This window comes from Mycobacterium sp. 663a-19 (genome assembly GCF_035616495.1).
GTDB lineage: Bacteria > Actinomycetota > Actinomycetes > Mycobacteriales > Mycobacteriaceae > Mycobacterium.
The window spans coordinates 1-17109 of the sequence record NZ_JAPJAV010000006.1; the positions used below are offsets into that span (position 1 = coordinate 1).

General features: G+C 68.7%; 16 protein-coding genes, 1 tRNA gene and 1 pseudogene. 9 read left to right on the top strand and 9 right to left on the bottom strand.

What is annotated here, in order from left to right; genetic code table 11:
* Positions 1-3251: amino acid adenylation domain-containing protein (locus OQ968_RS12085; protein ID WP_324678039.1), on the top strand; the 3251-nt coding region annotated here is incomplete at its 5' end.
* On the opposite strand, the gene OQ968_RS12090 is transcribed toward OQ968_RS12085, so the two are convergent.
* The 3 genes from OQ968_RS12090 to pgm all read right to left on the bottom strand — a co-directional run bounded on the left by OQ968_RS12090 (position 3248) and on the right by pgm (position 6424).
* Complete coding sequence (locus tag OQ968_RS12090; protein WP_324678041.1) at positions 3248-4498, bottom strand: hypothetical protein; 1251 nt, start codon at positions 4496-4498, stop codon at positions 3248-3250. The genes OQ968_RS12085 and OQ968_RS12090 overlap by 4 nt on opposite strands.
* Before the next feature lie 149 nt (positions 4499-4647).
* Positions 4648-4720, bottom strand: a tRNA-Ala gene (locus OQ968_RS12095).
* Positions 4721-4774: 54 nt separating this feature from the next.
* Positions 4775-6424 (bottom strand): phosphoglucomutase (alpha-D-glucose-1,6-bisphosphate-dependent), encoded by a 1650-nt coding sequence (gene pgm, locus OQ968_RS12100; protein WP_324678043.1) that lies wholly within the window; start codon positions 6422-6424, stop codon positions 4775-4777.
* 38 nt (positions 6425-6462) lie between these two features.
* Between pgm and crcB (OQ968_RS12105) the strand changes: the two genes are divergently transcribed.
* From crcB (OQ968_RS12105) to OQ968_RS12115, 3 genes are read left to right on the top strand one after another with little or no spacing between them, the layout of a single operon-like run.
* On the top strand, positions 6463-6861 hold the full coding sequence (gene crcB, locus OQ968_RS12105; RefSeq protein WP_324678045.1) for a fluoride efflux transporter CrcB: 399 nt from the start codon (positions 6463-6465) through the stop codon (positions 6859-6861).
* Complete coding sequence (gene crcB / locus OQ968_RS12110; protein ID WP_324678047.1) at positions 6858-7241, top strand: fluoride efflux transporter CrcB; 384 nt, start codon at positions 6858-6860, stop codon at positions 7239-7241. The genes crcB (OQ968_RS12105) and crcB (OQ968_RS12110) overlap by 4 nt, the downstream gene beginning before the upstream one ends.
* On the top strand, positions 7238-8326 hold the full coding sequence (locus OQ968_RS12115; RefSeq protein ID WP_324678049.1) for a DUF190 domain-containing protein: 1089 nt from the start codon (positions 7238-7240) through the stop codon (positions 8324-8326). The genes crcB (OQ968_RS12110) and OQ968_RS12115 overlap by 4 nt, the downstream gene beginning before the upstream one ends.
* Here OQ968_RS12115 and OQ968_RS12120 read toward each other — a convergent pair.
* Entirely contained in the window at positions 8320-8961 is a 642-nt protein-coding gene (locus OQ968_RS12120) for a GNAT family N-acetyltransferase (RefSeq protein WP_324678051.1), read from the bottom strand. The genes OQ968_RS12115 and OQ968_RS12120 overlap by 7 nt on opposite strands.
* 24 nt (positions 8962-8985) lie before the next feature.
* Complete coding sequence (locus OQ968_RS12125; RefSeq protein WP_324678053.1) at positions 8986-9342, bottom strand: DUF488 domain-containing protein; 357 nt, start codon at positions 9340-9342, stop codon at positions 8986-8988.
* A 57-nt stretch (positions 9343-9399) separates the two neighbouring features.
* Here OQ968_RS12125 and OQ968_RS12130 point away from each other — a divergent pair.
* Positions 9400-10613, top strand: a pseudogene (locus OQ968_RS12130) (DUF222 domain-containing protein).
* Positions 10614-10619: 6 nt separating this feature from the next.
* On the opposite strand, the gene OQ968_RS12135 reads toward OQ968_RS12130, so the two are convergent.
* The gene (locus OQ968_RS12135) at positions 10620-11315 is read right to left on the bottom strand and encodes a DsbA family protein (RefSeq protein ID WP_324678055.1); all 696 of its coding nucleotides are present in this window, start codon (positions 11313-11315) and stop codon (positions 10620-10622) included.
* Positions 11316-11334: 19 nt separating this feature from the next.
* Positions 11335-12252, bottom strand: a complete 918-nt coding sequence (locus OQ968_RS12140; RefSeq protein ID WP_324678057.1) for a CoA ester lyase — start codon at positions 12250-12252, stop codon at positions 11335-11337.
* A 149-nt stretch (positions 12253-12401) separates the two neighbouring features.
* Between OQ968_RS12140 and OQ968_RS12145 the strand changes: the two genes are divergently transcribed.
* Together OQ968_RS12145 and OQ968_RS12150 are read left to right on the top strand one after the other, a co-directional pair.
* Positions 12402-12968, top strand: coding sequence for a hemerythrin domain-containing protein (locus OQ968_RS12145; protein ID WP_324678059.1), 567 nt, complete (start codon positions 12402-12404; stop codon positions 12966-12968).
* 35 nt (positions 12969-13003) lie between these two features.
* The gene (locus OQ968_RS12150; RefSeq protein ID WP_324678061.1) at positions 13004-14458 is read left to right on the top strand and encodes a protein adenylyltransferase SelO; all 1455 of its coding nucleotides are present in this window, start codon (positions 13004-13006) and stop codon (positions 14456-14458) included.
* Between the two features lie 2 nt (positions 14459-14460).
* Here the strand turns inward: OQ968_RS12150 and OQ968_RS12155 are convergent, their stop codons facing one another.
* Positions 14461-15282 (bottom strand): LLM class F420-dependent oxidoreductase, encoded by an 822-nt coding sequence (locus OQ968_RS12155; RefSeq protein ID WP_324678063.1) that lies wholly within the window; start codon positions 15280-15282, stop codon positions 14461-14463.
* 26 nt (positions 15283-15308) lie between these two features.
* Positions 15309-15701: a DUF4267 domain-containing protein gene (locus tag OQ968_RS12160; protein ID WP_324678065.1), complete on the bottom strand. Its 393-nt coding sequence runs from the start codon at positions 15699-15701 to the stop codon at positions 15309-15311.
* A gap of 82 nt (positions 15702-15783) precedes the next feature.
* On the opposite strand from OQ968_RS12160, the gene OQ968_RS12165 reads away from it, so the two are divergent.
* The gene (locus OQ968_RS12165) at positions 15784-16434 is read left to right on the top strand and encodes a TetR/AcrR family transcriptional regulator (protein ID WP_324678067.1); all 651 of its coding nucleotides are present in this window, start codon (positions 15784-15786) and stop codon (positions 16432-16434) included.
* A 1-nt stretch (position 16435) separates the two neighbouring features.
* Positions 16436-17074 carry a DUF732 domain-containing protein gene (locus tag OQ968_RS12170; RefSeq protein ID WP_324678069.1) on the top strand — a complete coding sequence of 213 codons (639 nt, stop codon included), beginning with the start codon at positions 16436-16438 and terminating at the stop codon, positions 17072-17074.
* Positions 17075-17109 lie beyond the last annotated feature (35 nt).

Sequence of the window (17109 nt, forward strand, 5' to 3'; positions counted from 1 at the left end):
CCGACGTGTTCGACCCGGCCAGCATCGCGGCGTTGATCGAGCGGCTGCAACGGGTGCTGGTGGCGATCAGCGCCGATACGCACCGCCCAATCTCGACCATCGACGTCCTGGACGCCGTCGAGCACACCCGGCTGGCCGGGTGGGGCAACCACACCGCGCTGGCCAGCGCACCCGCGCTGGCCTCGGATGCCGCGGTGTCGGTGCCGGTGTTGTTCGCCGCGCAGGTGGCCGCCACCCCGACCGCAATCGCTGTGAGCTATCTGGACCACTCGTTGACTTATGCCGAGTTGGATCAGGCCGCCACCGGCATCGCCCACACCCTGGCCGGGCGCGCGGTGGGCCCGGGCCGGTGTGTGGCGCTGCTGCTACCCCGCTCGATCGAGGCGATCACCGCGATGCTGGGCGTGCTCAAAACCGGGGCCGCCTACCTACCGATTGACCCCGCCCTACCCGATGCCCGGATCGGGTTCTTGCTGTCTGATGCCGCCCCGGCCGCGGTCATCACCACCAGTACGCTGCGCGACCGGCTGACCGGCCACCAGCTGACCGTCCTCGACATCGATGACCTCGCGGCCCCCACCGTCTGTGCTCAGCCCACCGCCGCGCCTGTCGCCGCGCTGCCGGTCCCCGCTGGCGGGGACATCGCGTATCTGATCTACACCTCGGGCACCACCGGCACCCCCAAGGGGGTGGCCATCACCCACCACAACATCACCCAATTGGCGTGTGTGGATGCGGAGTTGGCGGGGCCGGGCCGGGTGTGGTCGCAGTGCCACTCCTATGGCTTTGATGCCTCGGTGTGGGAGATTTTCGGGGCCCTGCTCCATGGTGGGCGGCTGGTGGTGGTGCCCGAACCGGTGGTCGGCTCCCCGGCTGATCTGCATGACCTGCTGACCAGAGAACACGTCGAGGTGCTCACCCAGACCCCGTCGGCGGCGGCGCTGCTGCCTGAGGCGGGGTTGGAGTCGGTGACGCTGGTGGTGGCCGGGGAGGCCTGCCCGGCCACTCTGGTGGATCGGTGGGCGCCGGGGCGGGTGATGCGCAACGCCTACGGGCCCACCGAGGCCACCGTGTGTACGTCCCTTAGCGCCCCGCTGGCGCCGGGCGCGCAGGTGGTGCCGATTGGGGCGCCGGTGGCTGGGGCGGCGCTGCTGGTGCTCGATGGGTGGTTGCGCCCGGTGCCGGCCGGGGTGGTCGGCGAGTTGTATGTGGCCGGCGCCGGGGTGGGGGTCGGGTATTGGGGCCGGCCGGGTTTGACCGGGTCCCGGTTTGTGGCCTGCCCGCTGCCCGGGGCGGGCGGGGCACGGATGTATCGCACCGGGGACCTGGTGCGCTGGGACACCCAGGGGCAGCTGGCCTATGTGGGCCGCGCGGATGAGCAGGTCAAAATCCGGGGGTATCGCATCGAGCCCGGCGAAATCCGGGCCGTGCTGGCCGGCCTGGACGGGGTGCAGCAGGCCGTGGTGGTGGCCCGCCAGGACCGCCCCGGTGATACACGCCTGATCGGCTATATCACCGGCGGTGCCGAACCGGCCGGTCTGCGCGCGCAGCTGGCCCAGCGGCTACCGGCCTACATGGTGCCCGCCGCGATCATCGCCGTCGACGCGTTGCCGCTGACCGCCAACGGCAAACTCGACACCGCCGCGCTGCCGGCCCCCGACTACACCCCCACCGGGTCTTACCGCGCCCCGACCGGCCCGGTCGAAGAAATCCTGGCCGGCATCTACGCCGAAGTCCTCGGACTCGACCGCGTCGGGGCCGACGACTCCTTCTTCGAGTTGGGCGGCGATTCGTTGTTGGCGATGCGGCTCATCGGTGAGGTCAACACCGCCCTCGGTGCCGAGTTGCCGGTGCGCGCCGTGTTCGAAGCACCGTCGGTGAGCAGCCTGGGCCAACGGCTGGCCACCCACCACGACTCGGAATGCTTTGTGTCCGTGCACGGCCGCGACACCACCGAGGTGCACGCCGCTGATCTGACGCTGGAGAAGTTCATCGACGCCGCAACCCTGGACGCTGCCCCGGCGTTGCCGGGCCCGAGTGCCGAGGTGCGCACGGTGTTGCTGACCGGGGCGACCGGCTTCCTGGGCCGTTACCTGGCCCTGCAATGGCTGCAGCGCATGGAGCTGGTCGACGGCACCCTGATCTGTTTGGTGCGCGGCAAATCCGACGAGGATGCGCGGCACCGCCTCGAAACGACCTTCGACAGCGGCGACCCGGCGCTGCTGGCCGACTTCGAGGAGTTGGCCGGCGAGCACCTGCAGGTCATCGCCGGCGACAAGAGCCAGCCCAACCTGGGCCTGGATGAGCAGACCTGGCAACACCTGGCCGCTACCGTCGATCTGATCGTGGATCCCGCGGCCCTGGTCAACGGGGTGCTGCCCTACCGAGAGTTGTTCGGCCCCAACGTGGTGGGCACCGCCGAGCTGATCCGGCTCGCGCTGACCACCAAACTCAAGCCCTACGCGTATGTCTCGACCGCGAATGTGGGTGATCAGATCGAGCCGTCGGTGTTCACCGAGGACGCCGACATCCGCGTCATCAGCCCCACCCGCCAACTCAGCGACGGCTACGCCAACGGTTATGGCACCAGCAAGTGGGCCGGCGAGGTGCTGCTGCGCGAGGCCCACGACTGCTGCGGGCTACCGGTCGCGGTGTTCCGCTGCGACATGCTCCTTGCCGACACCACCTACACCGGCCAGCTCAACGTCTCCGACATGTTCACCCGCATGGCGCTGTCCATCCTGGCCACCGGTCTCGCGCCCGCCTCGTTCTACCAACTCGACGCCCACGGCCAGCGGCAACGCGCGCACTTCGACGCGCTGCCCGTCGAATTCGTCGCCGAGGCGATCGCCACCCTGGGCGCCCAAACGGTCGACGGGTTGCAGACCTACCACGTGATGAACCCCCACGACGACGGCATCGGGCTCGACGAATACGTCGACTGGCTCGTCGACGCCGGCTACCCCATCCAGCGCATCGAGGACTTCACCGAATGGGCACAACGGTTCGCCGCCGCCCTGCACGAGCTGCCGGACCCACAGCGACAGCACTCGCCGCTGCGGCTCTTGCCGTTGGACAATCCCGACGCTCTACAGCCCATCGAGCCGACCCACGGGTCCCTAGCGCCGACCGACCGATTCCGGGCCGCGGTGCAAGAAGCCAAAATCGGCCCCGACAACGACATCCCACACATCTCGGCGCCGATCATCATCAAATACGCCACCGACCTGCAACAGCTCGGCCTGCTTTAGCGGCCGAGGTCCGCCAAGGCCGCATCGGCAACGGAGAACACTTCTTTGGGGTCGTAGAGGTCGCGGGCGAACGTGACGTTGACGCTGAGAATGCCGTTTACCACGGCGACGAGAAAGAAAATAGTCTGCGTCTTGGTGGTGCCATAACTGGACTCGATTCCCCAGTTCGCCGGAGTCGTGACGACACCGACGTTCGACACCACGCAGGAAATGTTCTGAAACGGGCCGCGGCGGTTGACGGGAAGCGACGCAATCCGGGCCATTGTGTTCAACAACCGCTGCTCGTTGGACGAAGCGGCGCCCTGCCGGGCCAGCCAGTAATCGACGCCGCGGCGAAGCCAGCCGAATTGACGCGCGATCTGTTCTTGCATCGGTGCTCCGCGCCGCAATTGCACAACCATGCTGCCCGTATAGTTACCGAGCGCCGCGCGCGGCAAATCGGGCAGAAAACGGGCCAGATCAGTGGGGATCCCGATCGTCACGCGCGACTTTTCGGGCTGGGCGGCCAGCATTGCTTCTGCGACCGTGAGACACATGTACTGCTGCAGCGATAGGTCCACTGCGCCGGCTTTGGCCAGGATTCGATCGGTCTCCTGCTCGGAGTAGAAATACGTCCGGGACGCATAGCCGTTGTCGTGTGGAACCGGCGTCTTGCCATGGGTGAGGTCGACCGTCGTGCGCGCTTGCTTCCGACCTGCCCGTGCCAGGTAGCCGAAGATGTACAACGGCAACAAAGCGAATCCGCTTCGCGGGGCGGTGGATTTCGAAGGCCCCGCAGTCTGATCAATATCGACAGATTCAACCGCGACGGGTTCACCATGAGCGGCGGCGAGCCAGTAAAGAATCCACTGGATGGCGGCGCGACCATTCGACAGAGCGTGGCTGATCTGGAAGCAAGTTTCCCTGTCGTTCATCCGCGAAATCCGCAGGGGAAGCGGCGGCGTCAGGGCATTAGCGGGAGAAAGCAACTCCTCGAAAGAGAATAGCCGGGAGAAGAAGCGCTCACGCTGACGGCCGAGAGCGGCGTCCACCTCCGCCGAATCGATCGGCGCCCATGAGAAAGATTCGCCGGAGGATCTGAGGACTACCTGTAGGGCCGGATTCTGTCGCACCAGGGATTCGTAGGCGGCCCACAAGCGATCCGGATCGTAGTTGTCGCGGAATTTCAAAACCAATGCCATGTCATCGCCATGGAGCATCGGCTCCAGTGCGCGGATGAACAGGCTGCCGACACGGCTTACGTCCACTGTGGTCCCCAGATCGATCCGGCCACCCGATTGGTGACGCGCGACGAAAACACCGGATTACGTTTGGGCAGTGAGTTTTTGAAGCCGCCAGCAACCATACAAGGCATACTGCACCATAACGCGACCGCGGCCGCGACGAGCTAAGACCGTGGAGCTAAGGGGACTCGAACCCCTGACCCCCACACTGCCAGTGTGGTGCGCTACCAGCTGCGCCATAGCCCCGAGAAGTTGCCCATCGAAGCTACACCACCGTCAACACACCTTCAAAGTCGCTGCTCAGGTGCCCAACCCGATGACCTGGCCAACCACCTCGCGGGCGGTCTTCTGGACCTCGGCCAGGTGCTCGGGCCCGTTGAACGATTCCGCGTAGATCTTGTAGACATCCTCGGTGCCCGACGGGCGAGCGGCAAACCATGCGTTGGCCGTCGTCACCTTGAGTCCACCCAGCGGCGCGCCATTGCCGGGCGCCGAGGTGAGCTTGGCGGTGATCGGCTCCCCCGCCAGCTCGGTGGCACTGACCTCATCGGCGGACAGCTTGGCCAGCTGGGCTTTCTGGTCGCGGTCGGCGGGCGCATCCACCCGCGCGTAACACGAGCTCCCGTACTCGTCGGCCAGCTCCCGGTAGCGCTGCGACGGGCTCGAACCGGTGACGGCCAGGATCTCCGACGCCAGCAGCGCCAGGATGATGCCGTCCTTGTCGGTGGTCCACACCGATCCGTCGCGCCGCAGGAACGAGGCCCCCGCCGACTCCTCGCCGCCGAAGCCGATGGTCCCGCCGAGCAGGCCGTCGACGAACCATTTGAATCCGACCGGCACCTCGACCAGCTTGCGGCCGAGGCCGGCGACCACGCGGTCGATGATCGACGAGCTGACGGCGGTCTTGCCGACGGCGATGCCGCCCGGCCACGACGGCCGATGGGTACAGAGGTAGTCGATCGCCACCGCCAGGTAATGATTCGGATTCAGCAGCCCCGCATCGGGTGTGACGATGCCGTGGCGGTCGGCGTCGGCGTCGTTGCCGGTGGCGATCTGATAGCGGTCCGAGGTGGCGATTATCGAAATGAGCCCAGCCATCGCGTCCGGCGAGCTGCAGTCCATCCGGATCTTGCCGTCGTGGTCGAGCGTCATGAACCGCCACGTCGCGTCGACCACCGGGTTGACCACGGTCAGGTCCAACCCATGCCGTTCCGCGATCGCGGCCCAGTAGTCCACGCTGGCCCCGCCGAGCGGGTCGGCGCCGATCCGTACCCCGGCCTTGCGGATGACGTCGACGTCGACCACGTTCGGCAGGTCGTCGACGTAGCTGTCCAGGTAATCGTGGCGCCGGGCGGTCCGCAGCGCCCGCGCCAGCGGCACCCGCTTCACCCCCGAGCCACCGCGCAGGATCTCGTTGGCGCGCTTGGCGATTGCGTTCGTCGCGTCGGTGTCGGCCGGACCGCCGTTGGGCGGGTTGTACTTGAAGCCGCCGTCGGACGGCGGGTTGTGCGACGGCGTCACCACGATCCCGTCGGCGAGCGCGTCGGTGCGGCCGCGGTTGTAGGTGAGGATCGCGTGGCTGACCGCGGGCGTCGGCGTGTAGCGGTCGGCCGAGTCGACGACGGCCACCACCTCGTTGCCGGCCAGCACCTCCAGCGCCGTCACCCAGGCCGGCTCCGAGAGGCCGTGTGTGTCACGGCCGATGAACAACGGCCCGGTGATGCCGTGCGCGGCGCGGTATTCGGCGATGGCCTGGGTGATCGCCAGGATGTGGGCCTCGTTGAACGCCCCGTTCAACGCCGAGCCGCGGTGACCCGACGTGCCGAACGCCACCTGCTGCGCGACGTCGTCGGGATCGGGTTCGATCGCGTAGTACGACGTGACGAGGTGGGGCAGGTCGACGAGGTCTTCGGGTTGGGCCGGCTGGCCGGCGCGCGGGTTGGCCACCATGACGCCAATTCTGCCGACGTCCTGCCTAGGCTGCTTGGGTGCCCGGTCGTGACTACCGCGAGTTGGCCGCCGTATTCGCCGGCGGCGCGCTGGGTACCGTGGCGCGCACCGGCCTGAGCAGCCTCGCCAAAGCCGATCCCGCGAGCTGGCCGTGGCCGACGTTCGCGGTCAACGTCGTCGGCGCCTTCCTGGTGGGTTACTTCACCACCCGGCTGCTGGAGCGGCTGCCGTTGTCGAGTTACCGCCGTCCCCTGCTCGGCACCGGATTATGCGGCGGGCTGACGACTTTCTCGACGATGCAGGTCGAGACGCTGAGGATGATCGAGCACGGCCATTGGGGCCTGGCCGTCGGCTACACCGTCAGCAGCATCGGGCTGGGGTTGCTGGCGGTGCACCTGGCCACCGCGCTGGTTCGCCGGGTGCGGGTGCGCTCGTGACGAGCGCCGGGGCGACGACGGTCTTGGTGTGGGTCGGTGTCGTGCTGGTCGGCGGTGTCGGCTCGGTGCTGCGTTTCCTGGTCGATCGCGCGGTGGCCCGGCGGGTGGCGCGGCCGTTTCCGTTCGGCACGCTCGCGGTCAACGTCAGCGGTGCCGCGGCGCTCGGGCTGCTCGGCGGGCTGGCGTTGAGCAGGGAGGCGGCCCTGCTGGTCGACACGGCGTTCGTCGGCGCCTACACCACCTTCTCCACCTGGATGCTGGAAACCCAGCGGCTCGGCGAGGAGCGCCAGACGTGGGCGGCGGCCGCGAATCTCGTCGTCAGCGTGGTGCTGGGCGTGGCCGCGGCGGTGCTCGGACAATGGGTTGCGGACCAGATATGAGCCAGCCCTGCCTGAAGTTGACCGCGTACTTCGGCGAGCGGCAACGCACCGTCGCCGACAGCGCGCGGTTTCTTGCCGACGAGATGCTGGACCTGTTCGGCGCCAGCGACGTCGCGACCAGCGTGATGCTGCGCGGCATAGCGAGTTTCGGGCCGAGCCACACGCTGCGCAGTGACGTGTCGCTGAGTCTGTCCGAGGATCCGGCGGTGGCGATCGCCGCCGTCGATGTCGAGCCGAAGATCCGTTCCCTGGTCGACGACGTCGCCGCGATGACCGGCCGCGGGCTGGTGACCCTGGAGCGGGCGCGACTGGTCACGGGGGCCGGCGCGCTCGACGACGTCGACGGACACGACGGGGATGCCGCCAAACTCACCGTGTACGTGGGCCGTCAGGAGCGCATCGCCGGGAGACGGGCGCACTACGCGGTATGCGAGCTGCTGCACACGCACGGATTCGCCGGTGCCATAGTGCTTCTCGGTGTCGACGGGACGGCGCACGGCGAGCGCTATCGGGCTCGCTTCTTCGGCCGCAACGTCAACGTCCCGGTGATGATCATCGGCATCGGGTCGGTCAGGCAAGTTTCAACCGCCGCAACCGAACTGGCGGCACTGCTGCCACACCCGCTGCTGACGGTCGAGCGGGTGCGACTGTGCAAACGCGACGGCGAGCTGTTCGCCCCTCCCCCGCGGTTGCCGGCCACCGATGACCGGGGACGAACCCTGTGGCAGAAGCTGATGGTGTACAGCGCCGAGGGCACCACCCACGACGGGCTGCCGATCCACCGCGCGCTGGTGCAGCGGCTGCTGCATGCCGAGGCGGTCCGCGGCGCGACGGTGCTGCGCGGCATCTGGGGATTTCACGGGGACCATAAGCCGCACGGGGACAAGCTATTCCAGCTCGCACGCAGCGTTCCCGTGGCCACGATCATCGTCGACACCCCGCAGTCGATCGCGCGCAGTTTCGATATCGTCGACGAACTGACGACCCGGCACGGGCTAGTGACCAGCGAGATGGTTCCGGCGGCCCTGTCGCTCGACGAGACCCAGCGGCTCGGTGACATCACGCTGGCCCGGCACGACTACTGACTGTGGGGACGCGCCCCCTTGAGCCGCGGGACGTCGTCGGGCGTGCGGGCCAGCGCGTACAGCGCCATCCGCCGGTTCGACATGTCGTGTTCGCCCAGAAACACGCAACCCCCACGCTCACAGAACTTGCGCGCCAAGACATTGCGGTGATCGGGGTCGAACATGACACGACGGCATCGCGGGTCGAGGTCGAGCGCGCTGGCCACTAGGTGCGGCAGCAGGTAGCCGACGTGCCCCCGCTGCATGTAATCCAGATCGGCGACCGCGGCGTGCAAACCCAGATCGTAGGGGTCGTACTCGTATCGGGTGGCAATGGAATCCTTTGCTGCCCTGTACAATTCGACGTACCCGCGGTCCACTCCGTCGAGGCTGACGACGAACGGGCGGGAAAACGTGCTCTCGAGTTGCGCGCGCAGGTAACGACGCCAGCGAGCCACCGACCAGGCGTATTCCCACGACTCGGCCAGGTGGGGCCGGTTCATCCACTCGGCTATCGTCTCGGCGTCGGCGTCCGGGTCGGCCAGGCGCAAACCATACGGCGGCGGCAGCTCGGGTATCGGCGGCGGCGGGACGTCACGCACCTCGTCGGGGATGTCGGTGAGTTCCCGCCGCAGTATGGGTTCGGCGTCAGTCATGTCAACGGGCGAGCCTACCCAGTCTCAGCGGCTTTTCAGGAGCCTCGCCAGGACGGCCGCCTGGCTGATGTCGACGGCGCGGGTGGCGGTGACAAGGGTGACCACGCCGCGTTTGGTCAGCTTGCGCAGTTCATCCAGCGCGGGGTTGCCGCGCAGTTCGGACTTATACCGTGAGGCGAATTCGTCGAACCGTTCCGGCTTGTGCTGGTACCACTCGCGCAGTTCCTTCGACGGTGCGACGTCCTTGCACCAGATGCCCACCCGCGGGTCCTCCTTGCGGATTCCCCGGGGCCAGACGCGATCGACCAGGACGCGCTGGCCGTCATCGCTGCCGGCGTCGTCGTAGACCCGTGCCACCCGGATACGGCTTCCGGCACTCACACGGCCAGGGTAGCGCCGTCGTGGCGGTTGTCGGCCACTCCTGCTACTCTCGAACGCATGTTCGAATACCTCGCTCCGCTCGACCCGTCGACCGACCAATCGGCGCTGATCGAGCGCATCGCCGAGCTGGAACGGGTCAAATCCGCGGCGGCCGCGGGTGTGCCCGCCGCGCGGCGCGGTCGGGGCGTGGCCGGCGAGGTCGCGCTGGCGCGACGGGATTCGCCCGCCCGGGGCAGCCGGCATCTGGGCTTTGCCAAGGCGCTGGTGCACGAGATGCCCCATACCCTGGCGGCGCTGGAATCCGGGACGCTGTCGGAGTGGCGGGCCACCCTGATCGTGCGCGAAAGCGCCTGCCTGGACGTCGACGACCGCCGCACCCTGGACGCCGAGATGTGCGGCGACCCTGCCCGCCTGAACGGAATGGGCGATGCGCGAGTGGCCGCGGCCGCCAAGGCGATCGCCTACCGGTTGGACCCACACGCCGTCGTCGACCGGGCGGCCAAGGCCGAGAACGAACGCACCGTGACCATTCGGCCGGCACCCGACACCATGACGTACCTGACCGCATTGTTGCCGGTGGCCCAGGGCGTTGCGGCGTATGCGGCGCTGCGTCGCGAGGCGGACACCCGTTGCGACGGGCGCTCGCGCGGGCAGGTGATGGCCGACACGCTGGTCGAATGCGTCACCGGCCGCGACGCGGCCGTGCCGGTTCCCGTCGCGGTCAACCTGGTCCTGTCGGATGAGACGCTGCTGGGCGGCAGCGACGCGCCCGCCGACATCAGCGGCTATGGCCCCATCCCCGCGGCGGGCGCCCGCGCGATGGTCTCCAGCGGCGTCGCCGACCGACGCTCCCGGGCGACGCTGCGCAGGCTCTACGCGCACCCCCGCTCCGGGGCGCTGGTGACGATGGAGTCACGCGCCCGGCTTTCCCGCGCGGCCTGGCCACCTTCATCGAGCTCCGTGACCAGCGGTGCCGCACCCCCTACTGCGACGCGCCGATCCGGCACCGCGACCACGCCCAACCATGGACCGAGGGCGGCCCCACCGCCGCGCGCAACGGTCTCGGCATGTGCGAGTGCTGCAACTACACGAAGCAAGGCGCCGGCTGGCGAGTCAGCACAGGCACCGACGAAACCCACACGCACACAGCCGAATTCACGATACCGACGGGCAAGACCTACCGGTCCGCGGCGCCACCGCGGGCGCCGACGATCGTGTTCAGCGATGTCGAGTTCCGAATCGGGGTCGCGCTCTCGAAGCACGCCGCGTAGGAAGACTCATCCTTGGCCGGTGAGGTGTTCGACGTCGATGACCTCGCCGCGGTTGATGCTCACCCAATCGCGGCCATCGAGGTAGGGGCGCAGTCGGCGGCCGATGAGCTCGACGTCGGCCGGCGCCTTGGGCCGCTGAAGCTCGTAGACGTGCGGTAACTCGGCCATGCCGGTCACCACGCTCCACAGCTTCAGCGAGTCAGGGCCGGTCGGCGGGTCCACCAACACCGGCCCGAACAGGCATTGCCCGGACAGGAACAGCGTCGGAACCCCGTATCCGCCGGCGTCGACGACCCGCTGATGGTCGGCGCGGACGTCGTCGTGGGTGGTCGGATCGTCCAGCGCCGCATCCAAAGTCGCCGCGTCGACACCGATGCGGCCCAGCAGACGACGCGCGACCGCCGGGTCGTGCGGTTTGCCGCCCGCGGCGTGCAGTTCGTGCCCGATCGCGGCGTACCAGCGGTCCAGCAACGCCATGTCGGTGCGGCGCAGCAGCGCCCCGATCCGCATCAGCGACCAGCCGTAGGACCACTCCCGCTCCCACGGATGCTTCTTGCCGTCGGCGCGGTTGATCTCCTCGAGGCTGAAGAATCGCCAGTCGATGCCGATGCCAAGTTGCTCACGGACGTCGCGGATCCACAACGAGGTCTGGTACGCGAACGGGCACATCGGGTCGAAGTGAAACTCCACGACGGTGTCCATCCTGACCCTCCGTCTCGCGTCAGTAGTGGTAGGTGTCCGACGGCGCCGGCATGTGCACCGGTTCGTCCTCGAAGTCGGACGCTTCGATGCCATAGGAGCGGGCCAGCTCCAGGATCTTGGTGGCCCGGGCGATGCGCGGCAGGTCGGACCCGTTGCGGATCTCACCCCCGTCGCGTTCGAACTCGGCGAAAAACTCCTTCGCCCAGCCGATTTCGTCCTGCGAGGGTGACAGCCCCTCGTTCACCACCGCACATTGCTCCGGCGACAGGCAGATCTTGCCGGTCATGCCGAACTCGACGGAGACGGCGGTGGCCTCGATGAGCTTGAGCGCGTTGGAGCCGATCGTCGGGCCGTCGATGGCGCTGGGCAGACCCGCCGCCCGCGCCGCGATCGTGAAGCGCGACCGGGCGTAGGCCAGCGTGGTCGGGTCTTCACCCAAGCCGGTGTCGCGCCGGAAGTCGCCGATGCCGAAGGCGAGCCGGAAGGTGCCCTTGGCCGCCGCGATCTCGGTGACGCGCTCGAGGCCCCGGGCCGTTTCTACCAGCGCCACGATCGGCACGTCGGGCAGTCGCTTGGCGGTCTCGGTGATGTGGTCCACCGATTCGACCATCGCGAGCATCACCCCGCCGACCCCGGTGCCGGCCAGCGCGGCCAAATCGTCGGCCCACCAAGGGGTGCCGAAGCCGTTGATGCGGACCCAGTCGGTGTGGCCTTCGCCGAGCCAACGCACGACGTTGTCGCGGGCGGCGGCCTTGTCCTTCGGCGCGACCGCATCCTCGATGTCGAGGGCGACGATGTCGGCGCGCGAGCGCGAGGCGGCCTCGAACCGGTCGGCATGGGCGCCGTTGACCAGCAACCAGCTCCGGGCGAGAACCGGATCGATGCGGGAACCTACGTCGGCAGGATCCAGCGCGTCGGTGTTGACCTCTTCATACATTCCCTAAACCGTAGCGATATCCGAAACGGGTGGTCGAGGCTGGTCGCGCCGGGACCGTTTGGGCGCTGCCCCGCCGGGTATCTTCCGCCAAGCGGCGCACAGCCCACGGCGCCTGTATCAACGCCCGCCAATCGATGGAGGTATCGGCGATGGCCGACATGATTGTCCAATCACCCGACGAGGTCGTCGCGTTCCTCAAGGCACAGCACAACCTGATCGAGGACATGTTCGACGAGGTGCTGCACGCGTCGGATCCCCAAGCCCGCGAAAAGCCGTTCGTAAAGCTGCGCCAGCTGCTGGCCGTGCACGAGACGGCCGAGGAGATGGTGGTGCACCCCCGGGTGCGCCGCGAGGCCGACGCCGGCGACGCGATCGTCGACGCCCGGCTGACCGAAGAGCGCGAGGCCAAGGAACTGCTCTCGCAGATCGAGCAGCTCGACATCACCTCGCGGCGGTTCGTCGACGAGCTCACCAAGCTGCGGGACGCCGTCCTCGACCACGCCGAGCACGAGGAGAACGAGGAATTCCCGGTCCTGCAGCGAGAGGTCGGCGCCGATGACCTCAAGCGGATGGCGACTGCGGTGCGGGCGGCCGAGGCCATCGCGCCGACCCGCCCCCACGCCGGTGTGGAATCGGCGAAGCTGAATTTCGCCGTCGGCCCGTTCGCGTCGATGCTCGACCGCGCCCGCGACCTGATCGAACAGGCCGTCGGCTAGCCGCGGCCGACGGGGTTTTCCGTAGTCTCGGTGTGGTGAGCGTTGCACCGGATGTGGCCGTCGCCCTGAGCGACCGGTTCTCCCGCGAGTTGCCGGAGATGGCGGTGCGCTGGCAGGCCGAGGCGCCCCCGGAGACCCGGCTGCTCGCCCTCAACGAGCCGCTGGCCGCGGAGCTCGGCCTCGACGCTGAATGGCTGCGCGGTCCCGACGGGCTGCGGTTTCTGGTGGGCAACCTGGTGCCCGACGGCGCGGTCCCGGTGGCGCAGGCGTACGCCGGGCACCAGTTCGGCGGCTACGTGCCACGGTTGGGCGACGGGCGCGCGCTGCTGCTGGGCGAGCTCACCGACCGCGACGGGCGCATGCGCGACATCCACCTGAAGGGCTCCGGCCCGACGCCGTTCGCGCGCGGCGGTGACGGGTTGGCGGCGGTGGGCCCGATGTTGCGCGAATACATCGTCAGCGAGGCGATGCACGCGCTGGGCGTGCCGACCACACGATCCCTGGCCGTGGTGGGCACCGGGCGCCCGGTGGAGCGCGAGTCGCTGCTGCCCGGCGCCCTGCTGGTCCGCGTGGCCAGCAGCCACCTGCGGGTGGGCAGCTTCCAGTACGCCGCGGCATCCGGCGACGCCGGCCTGCTGCGCCGGCTCGCCGACCATGCGATCGCCCGCCACCACCCCGGCGCCGCGCGCGCCGAACGGCCCTACCTCGCGCTGTTCGAGGCGGTGGTCGCCGTCCAGGCGGAGCTGATGGCCCACTGGATGCTGATCGGGTTCGTCCATGGCGTGATGAACACCGACAACATGACGATCTCCGGTGAAACCATCGACTACGGGCCGTGCGCCTTCATGGAGGCCTACGACCCGGAGACGGTTTTCAGCTCGATCGACTTCTGGGGCCGCTACGCCTACGGCAACCAGCCGTCGGTCGCCGAGTGGAACCTGGCGCGGTTTGCGGAGGCGCTGCTGCCGTTGCTCTCCGACGACCTCGAGGAGGCGGTCGCGCTCGCGGAGCAGTCGTTCGGGGTGTTCCGCGATCGCTACGACGCCGTGTGGCTGTCGGGCATGCGCGCCAAACTCGGGTTGCCGGCCGACGTCGCCGCCGAGGTCGTCGCGCCGCTGGTCGACGAGCTGCTCGCCTTGCTGCAACAGAGCAAGGTCGACTACACCTCGTCCTTCCGCCACCTCGCCCGCGCGGCCCGAGGCGGCGCCGACGACCAAGCCGACGGACTCGCCGGCTTCGACGACTGGATGTCACGTTGGCGGGCCCTGAATCCGGACGCGGACGCGATGGACCGCGCCAACCCGGTCTACATTCCGCGCAACCATCTGGTCGAGGAGGCCCTGGCCGCGGCGACGGCGGGCGATCTCGAACCGGTCGAGCGGCTTCTCGACGCCGTCACCGCCCCCTACGCCGAACGCCCCGGCCTCGAGCGCTACGCCAGCCCCGCACCCGAGGATTTCGGCCCCTACCAAACATTCTGCGGGACTTAGCTTTACGCGAGTTTCGCGAACTCCGCCTGCAATTCGTCCAGACGGCGAAGCGTCTGGTCGCGGGGCTCGGTCTCCAGCTCGACCAACACGTGCTCGACTCCGATGTCGCGGTAGCCCGCGACGTCCTCCGGCTTTCCCATGTGGATGTTGATGACGGGCACGTCGACGCCGGCGATCCCGCGCAGTTCGTCGAGCGGACCCGACAGCGCCTCGGCCGACGGGCTCATCGAGATCCAGCCGGCGCCCAGCCGCTCGATGCGCTTGAAGCTCGCCCGGCCGCCACCCACATACAGCGGCGGATACGGTTTCGTCACCGGCTTGGGCCAGCTGTAGATGGGATCGAAATTCACGAATTCGCCATGGAATTCGGCTTTCTCCTGCGTCCAGATCTCGATCATCGCCCACAGCCGCTCGTCGGACACCCACCCGCGCACGGCGGGGTCGACACCGTGGTTGGCGATCTCTTCGCGCAGCCAGCCCACGCCCACCCCGAAGCGAAACCGTCCCTGCGACACCAGATCCAGCGACGCCACCTCCTTGGCCGTCAGGATCGGGTCACGCTGCGGGATCAGGGCGATGCCGGTGCCCAACACGAGTTTCTCGGTGGCAACGGCCGCCGCCACCAGCGCCACGAACGGGTCCAGCGTGCGGTGGTACTTCGGCGGGATCGGACCGCCCATGGGGTATGGGGTCTGCGCGTCGACGGGGATGTGGGAATGCTCGGCGAGGAAAAGGGATTCGAAGCCCCGCTGCTCGAGCGCGCGGCCCAGCTCCACCGGGCCTATGCCGTCGTCGGTGACGAAAGTCAGCACCCCAAAACCCATGTCCCGCTCCCCTGTTCGACGAAGACCTACTGATCGCCGCTCGGCGCCGCCTTAGGTCTGCGCCGGGTGGCGCCCCACAGCCCGACGCCGATGCCGACAACAGCGCCGCCCAGGCCGACGAGTTGGGAGCCCTTGAGTTCGCGGTGAACGCTCATCCCGCCGAGCAGGTCGGCCGCGTCCGCGCCCCCGGACGCCAAAAACCAGCCGCGGGTGTTCTTGCCGCGCAGCGCCGCCGTCGCGAGCAGCCCGCCGATCAACGCGTCGCGGTAGCCCATCGATCGCAGCAGCAGACGCGCCGTCGGCGTCGGCTCTTCGAAATCGCCCCAGAGCCGGTTGGCGCCCAGCGGGTCGACGAGGAAATGGATGCCCGAGGCGAGCCGGATGCTGCCCGCGACGAGCCCGGCACGGTCGATCGACATGGCCGCAGCATAGCGCCGCGGGCAAACCCATCGGCCCGGCGAGGCTGGGATCCGCCCGCGGCGAGGATTATTTTGGTCAGTGATGACGGATCAGGGGGACCCGCTCACTCGTCGGCATGACTACGCGAGCGATCCGGTCATGCGGCGGCGGACCAAGCTCGCGCCCGACCCCAACGTGCGTCGCGCCATCGTCGCCGCCGCGACGAAAACCATCTGCGAGCAGGGGGTCCAGGGGCTCAGCATCGCCGCGGTCCTGGATCGCGCCCGGCTCAGCACGCGCGCGTTCTACCGGCACTTCGAATCGAAGGATGAGCTGGTTGCGGCGGTCTTCCTGGAGGCGACGCGCAACGAAGTGCTGCGCCTCAAGGCGAGGATGGCGACGGCCGCCGACCCGACGGCGGCGGTGGCCGCGTGGATCGAGGGCCGACTCGACCTGGCCTACGACGAAGACATATCCTCCTCCCCCGAGTTGGCTTCGCCCGTGCACAGCGCGATCCTGGGGCCACTCATCGAGCAGCTGCAGCGGGGTCTGGAACTCGGCGCGTTTCACGACATCGTGCCGGCGATAGCCGCGAAGTCGATCCACGGCGTGGTTTGGAGCCACACCCAGCGGCAATGGGCCACGGGTCAATGGGAACGCGCCGACGTTCGCAACCGGGCGCTGCGTTTCTGCCTGCGGGGATTGGGCGTCGCGCCGGAGTCGATCGCGCAATTCGTCGCGAGCAGCGGCTAGCATGGCCCCCATGGCCGAGCCAGGCCCGGCTGGCGACAACACCGTCGGACTCAACAATGACGAGACCGTCGCCACACCCAATTCCGCAGGGCCAGAGGCAGCCGGCCTCGCGTGGTCGACCGACGACGACGGCGGCGACGACCGCGGCGGCCCGGCTGGTGGCCGCGACACCAACCGCCAATCATGGCGTGCGACTTGGCGTATCGCGGCCGCGCTCGTTGCGGCCGGCCTCGTCCTCGCCGGGGCGATCGTTCTCGGTCGTTCGCTGTTGACCGGCGATACCAAGTCGGCGCCGAAGCCCTCGGTCACGCCGAGCGACGGCGCGACGCCGGCCTCCACCGCGCCCGCGACGGCGTCAGCCCCGCCCGCCCCGTCGTCGATCGTGTCCACGCCGGATCAGGACAAGAAGTACATCCAGGACCTCAACGACCGGGGCATCTCGTTCGCCAATCCCGACGCCGCCATCGCCAACGGCAAGATGGTGTGCGACGACATCCGTCGCGGGGTCTCGGTGCCGCAGATCACCGCGGCGTTTCGCGCGGCCAATCCCGCGCTCGCCGGCGACGCCGATGCCTACGTGTCCATCTCCGTCCACACCTACTGCCCGCAGAACAACAACCTGGTCGGCGGGGGCGCCTGAACCGGATCCCGCCACGGGTTGCTCGTGGCTACGAT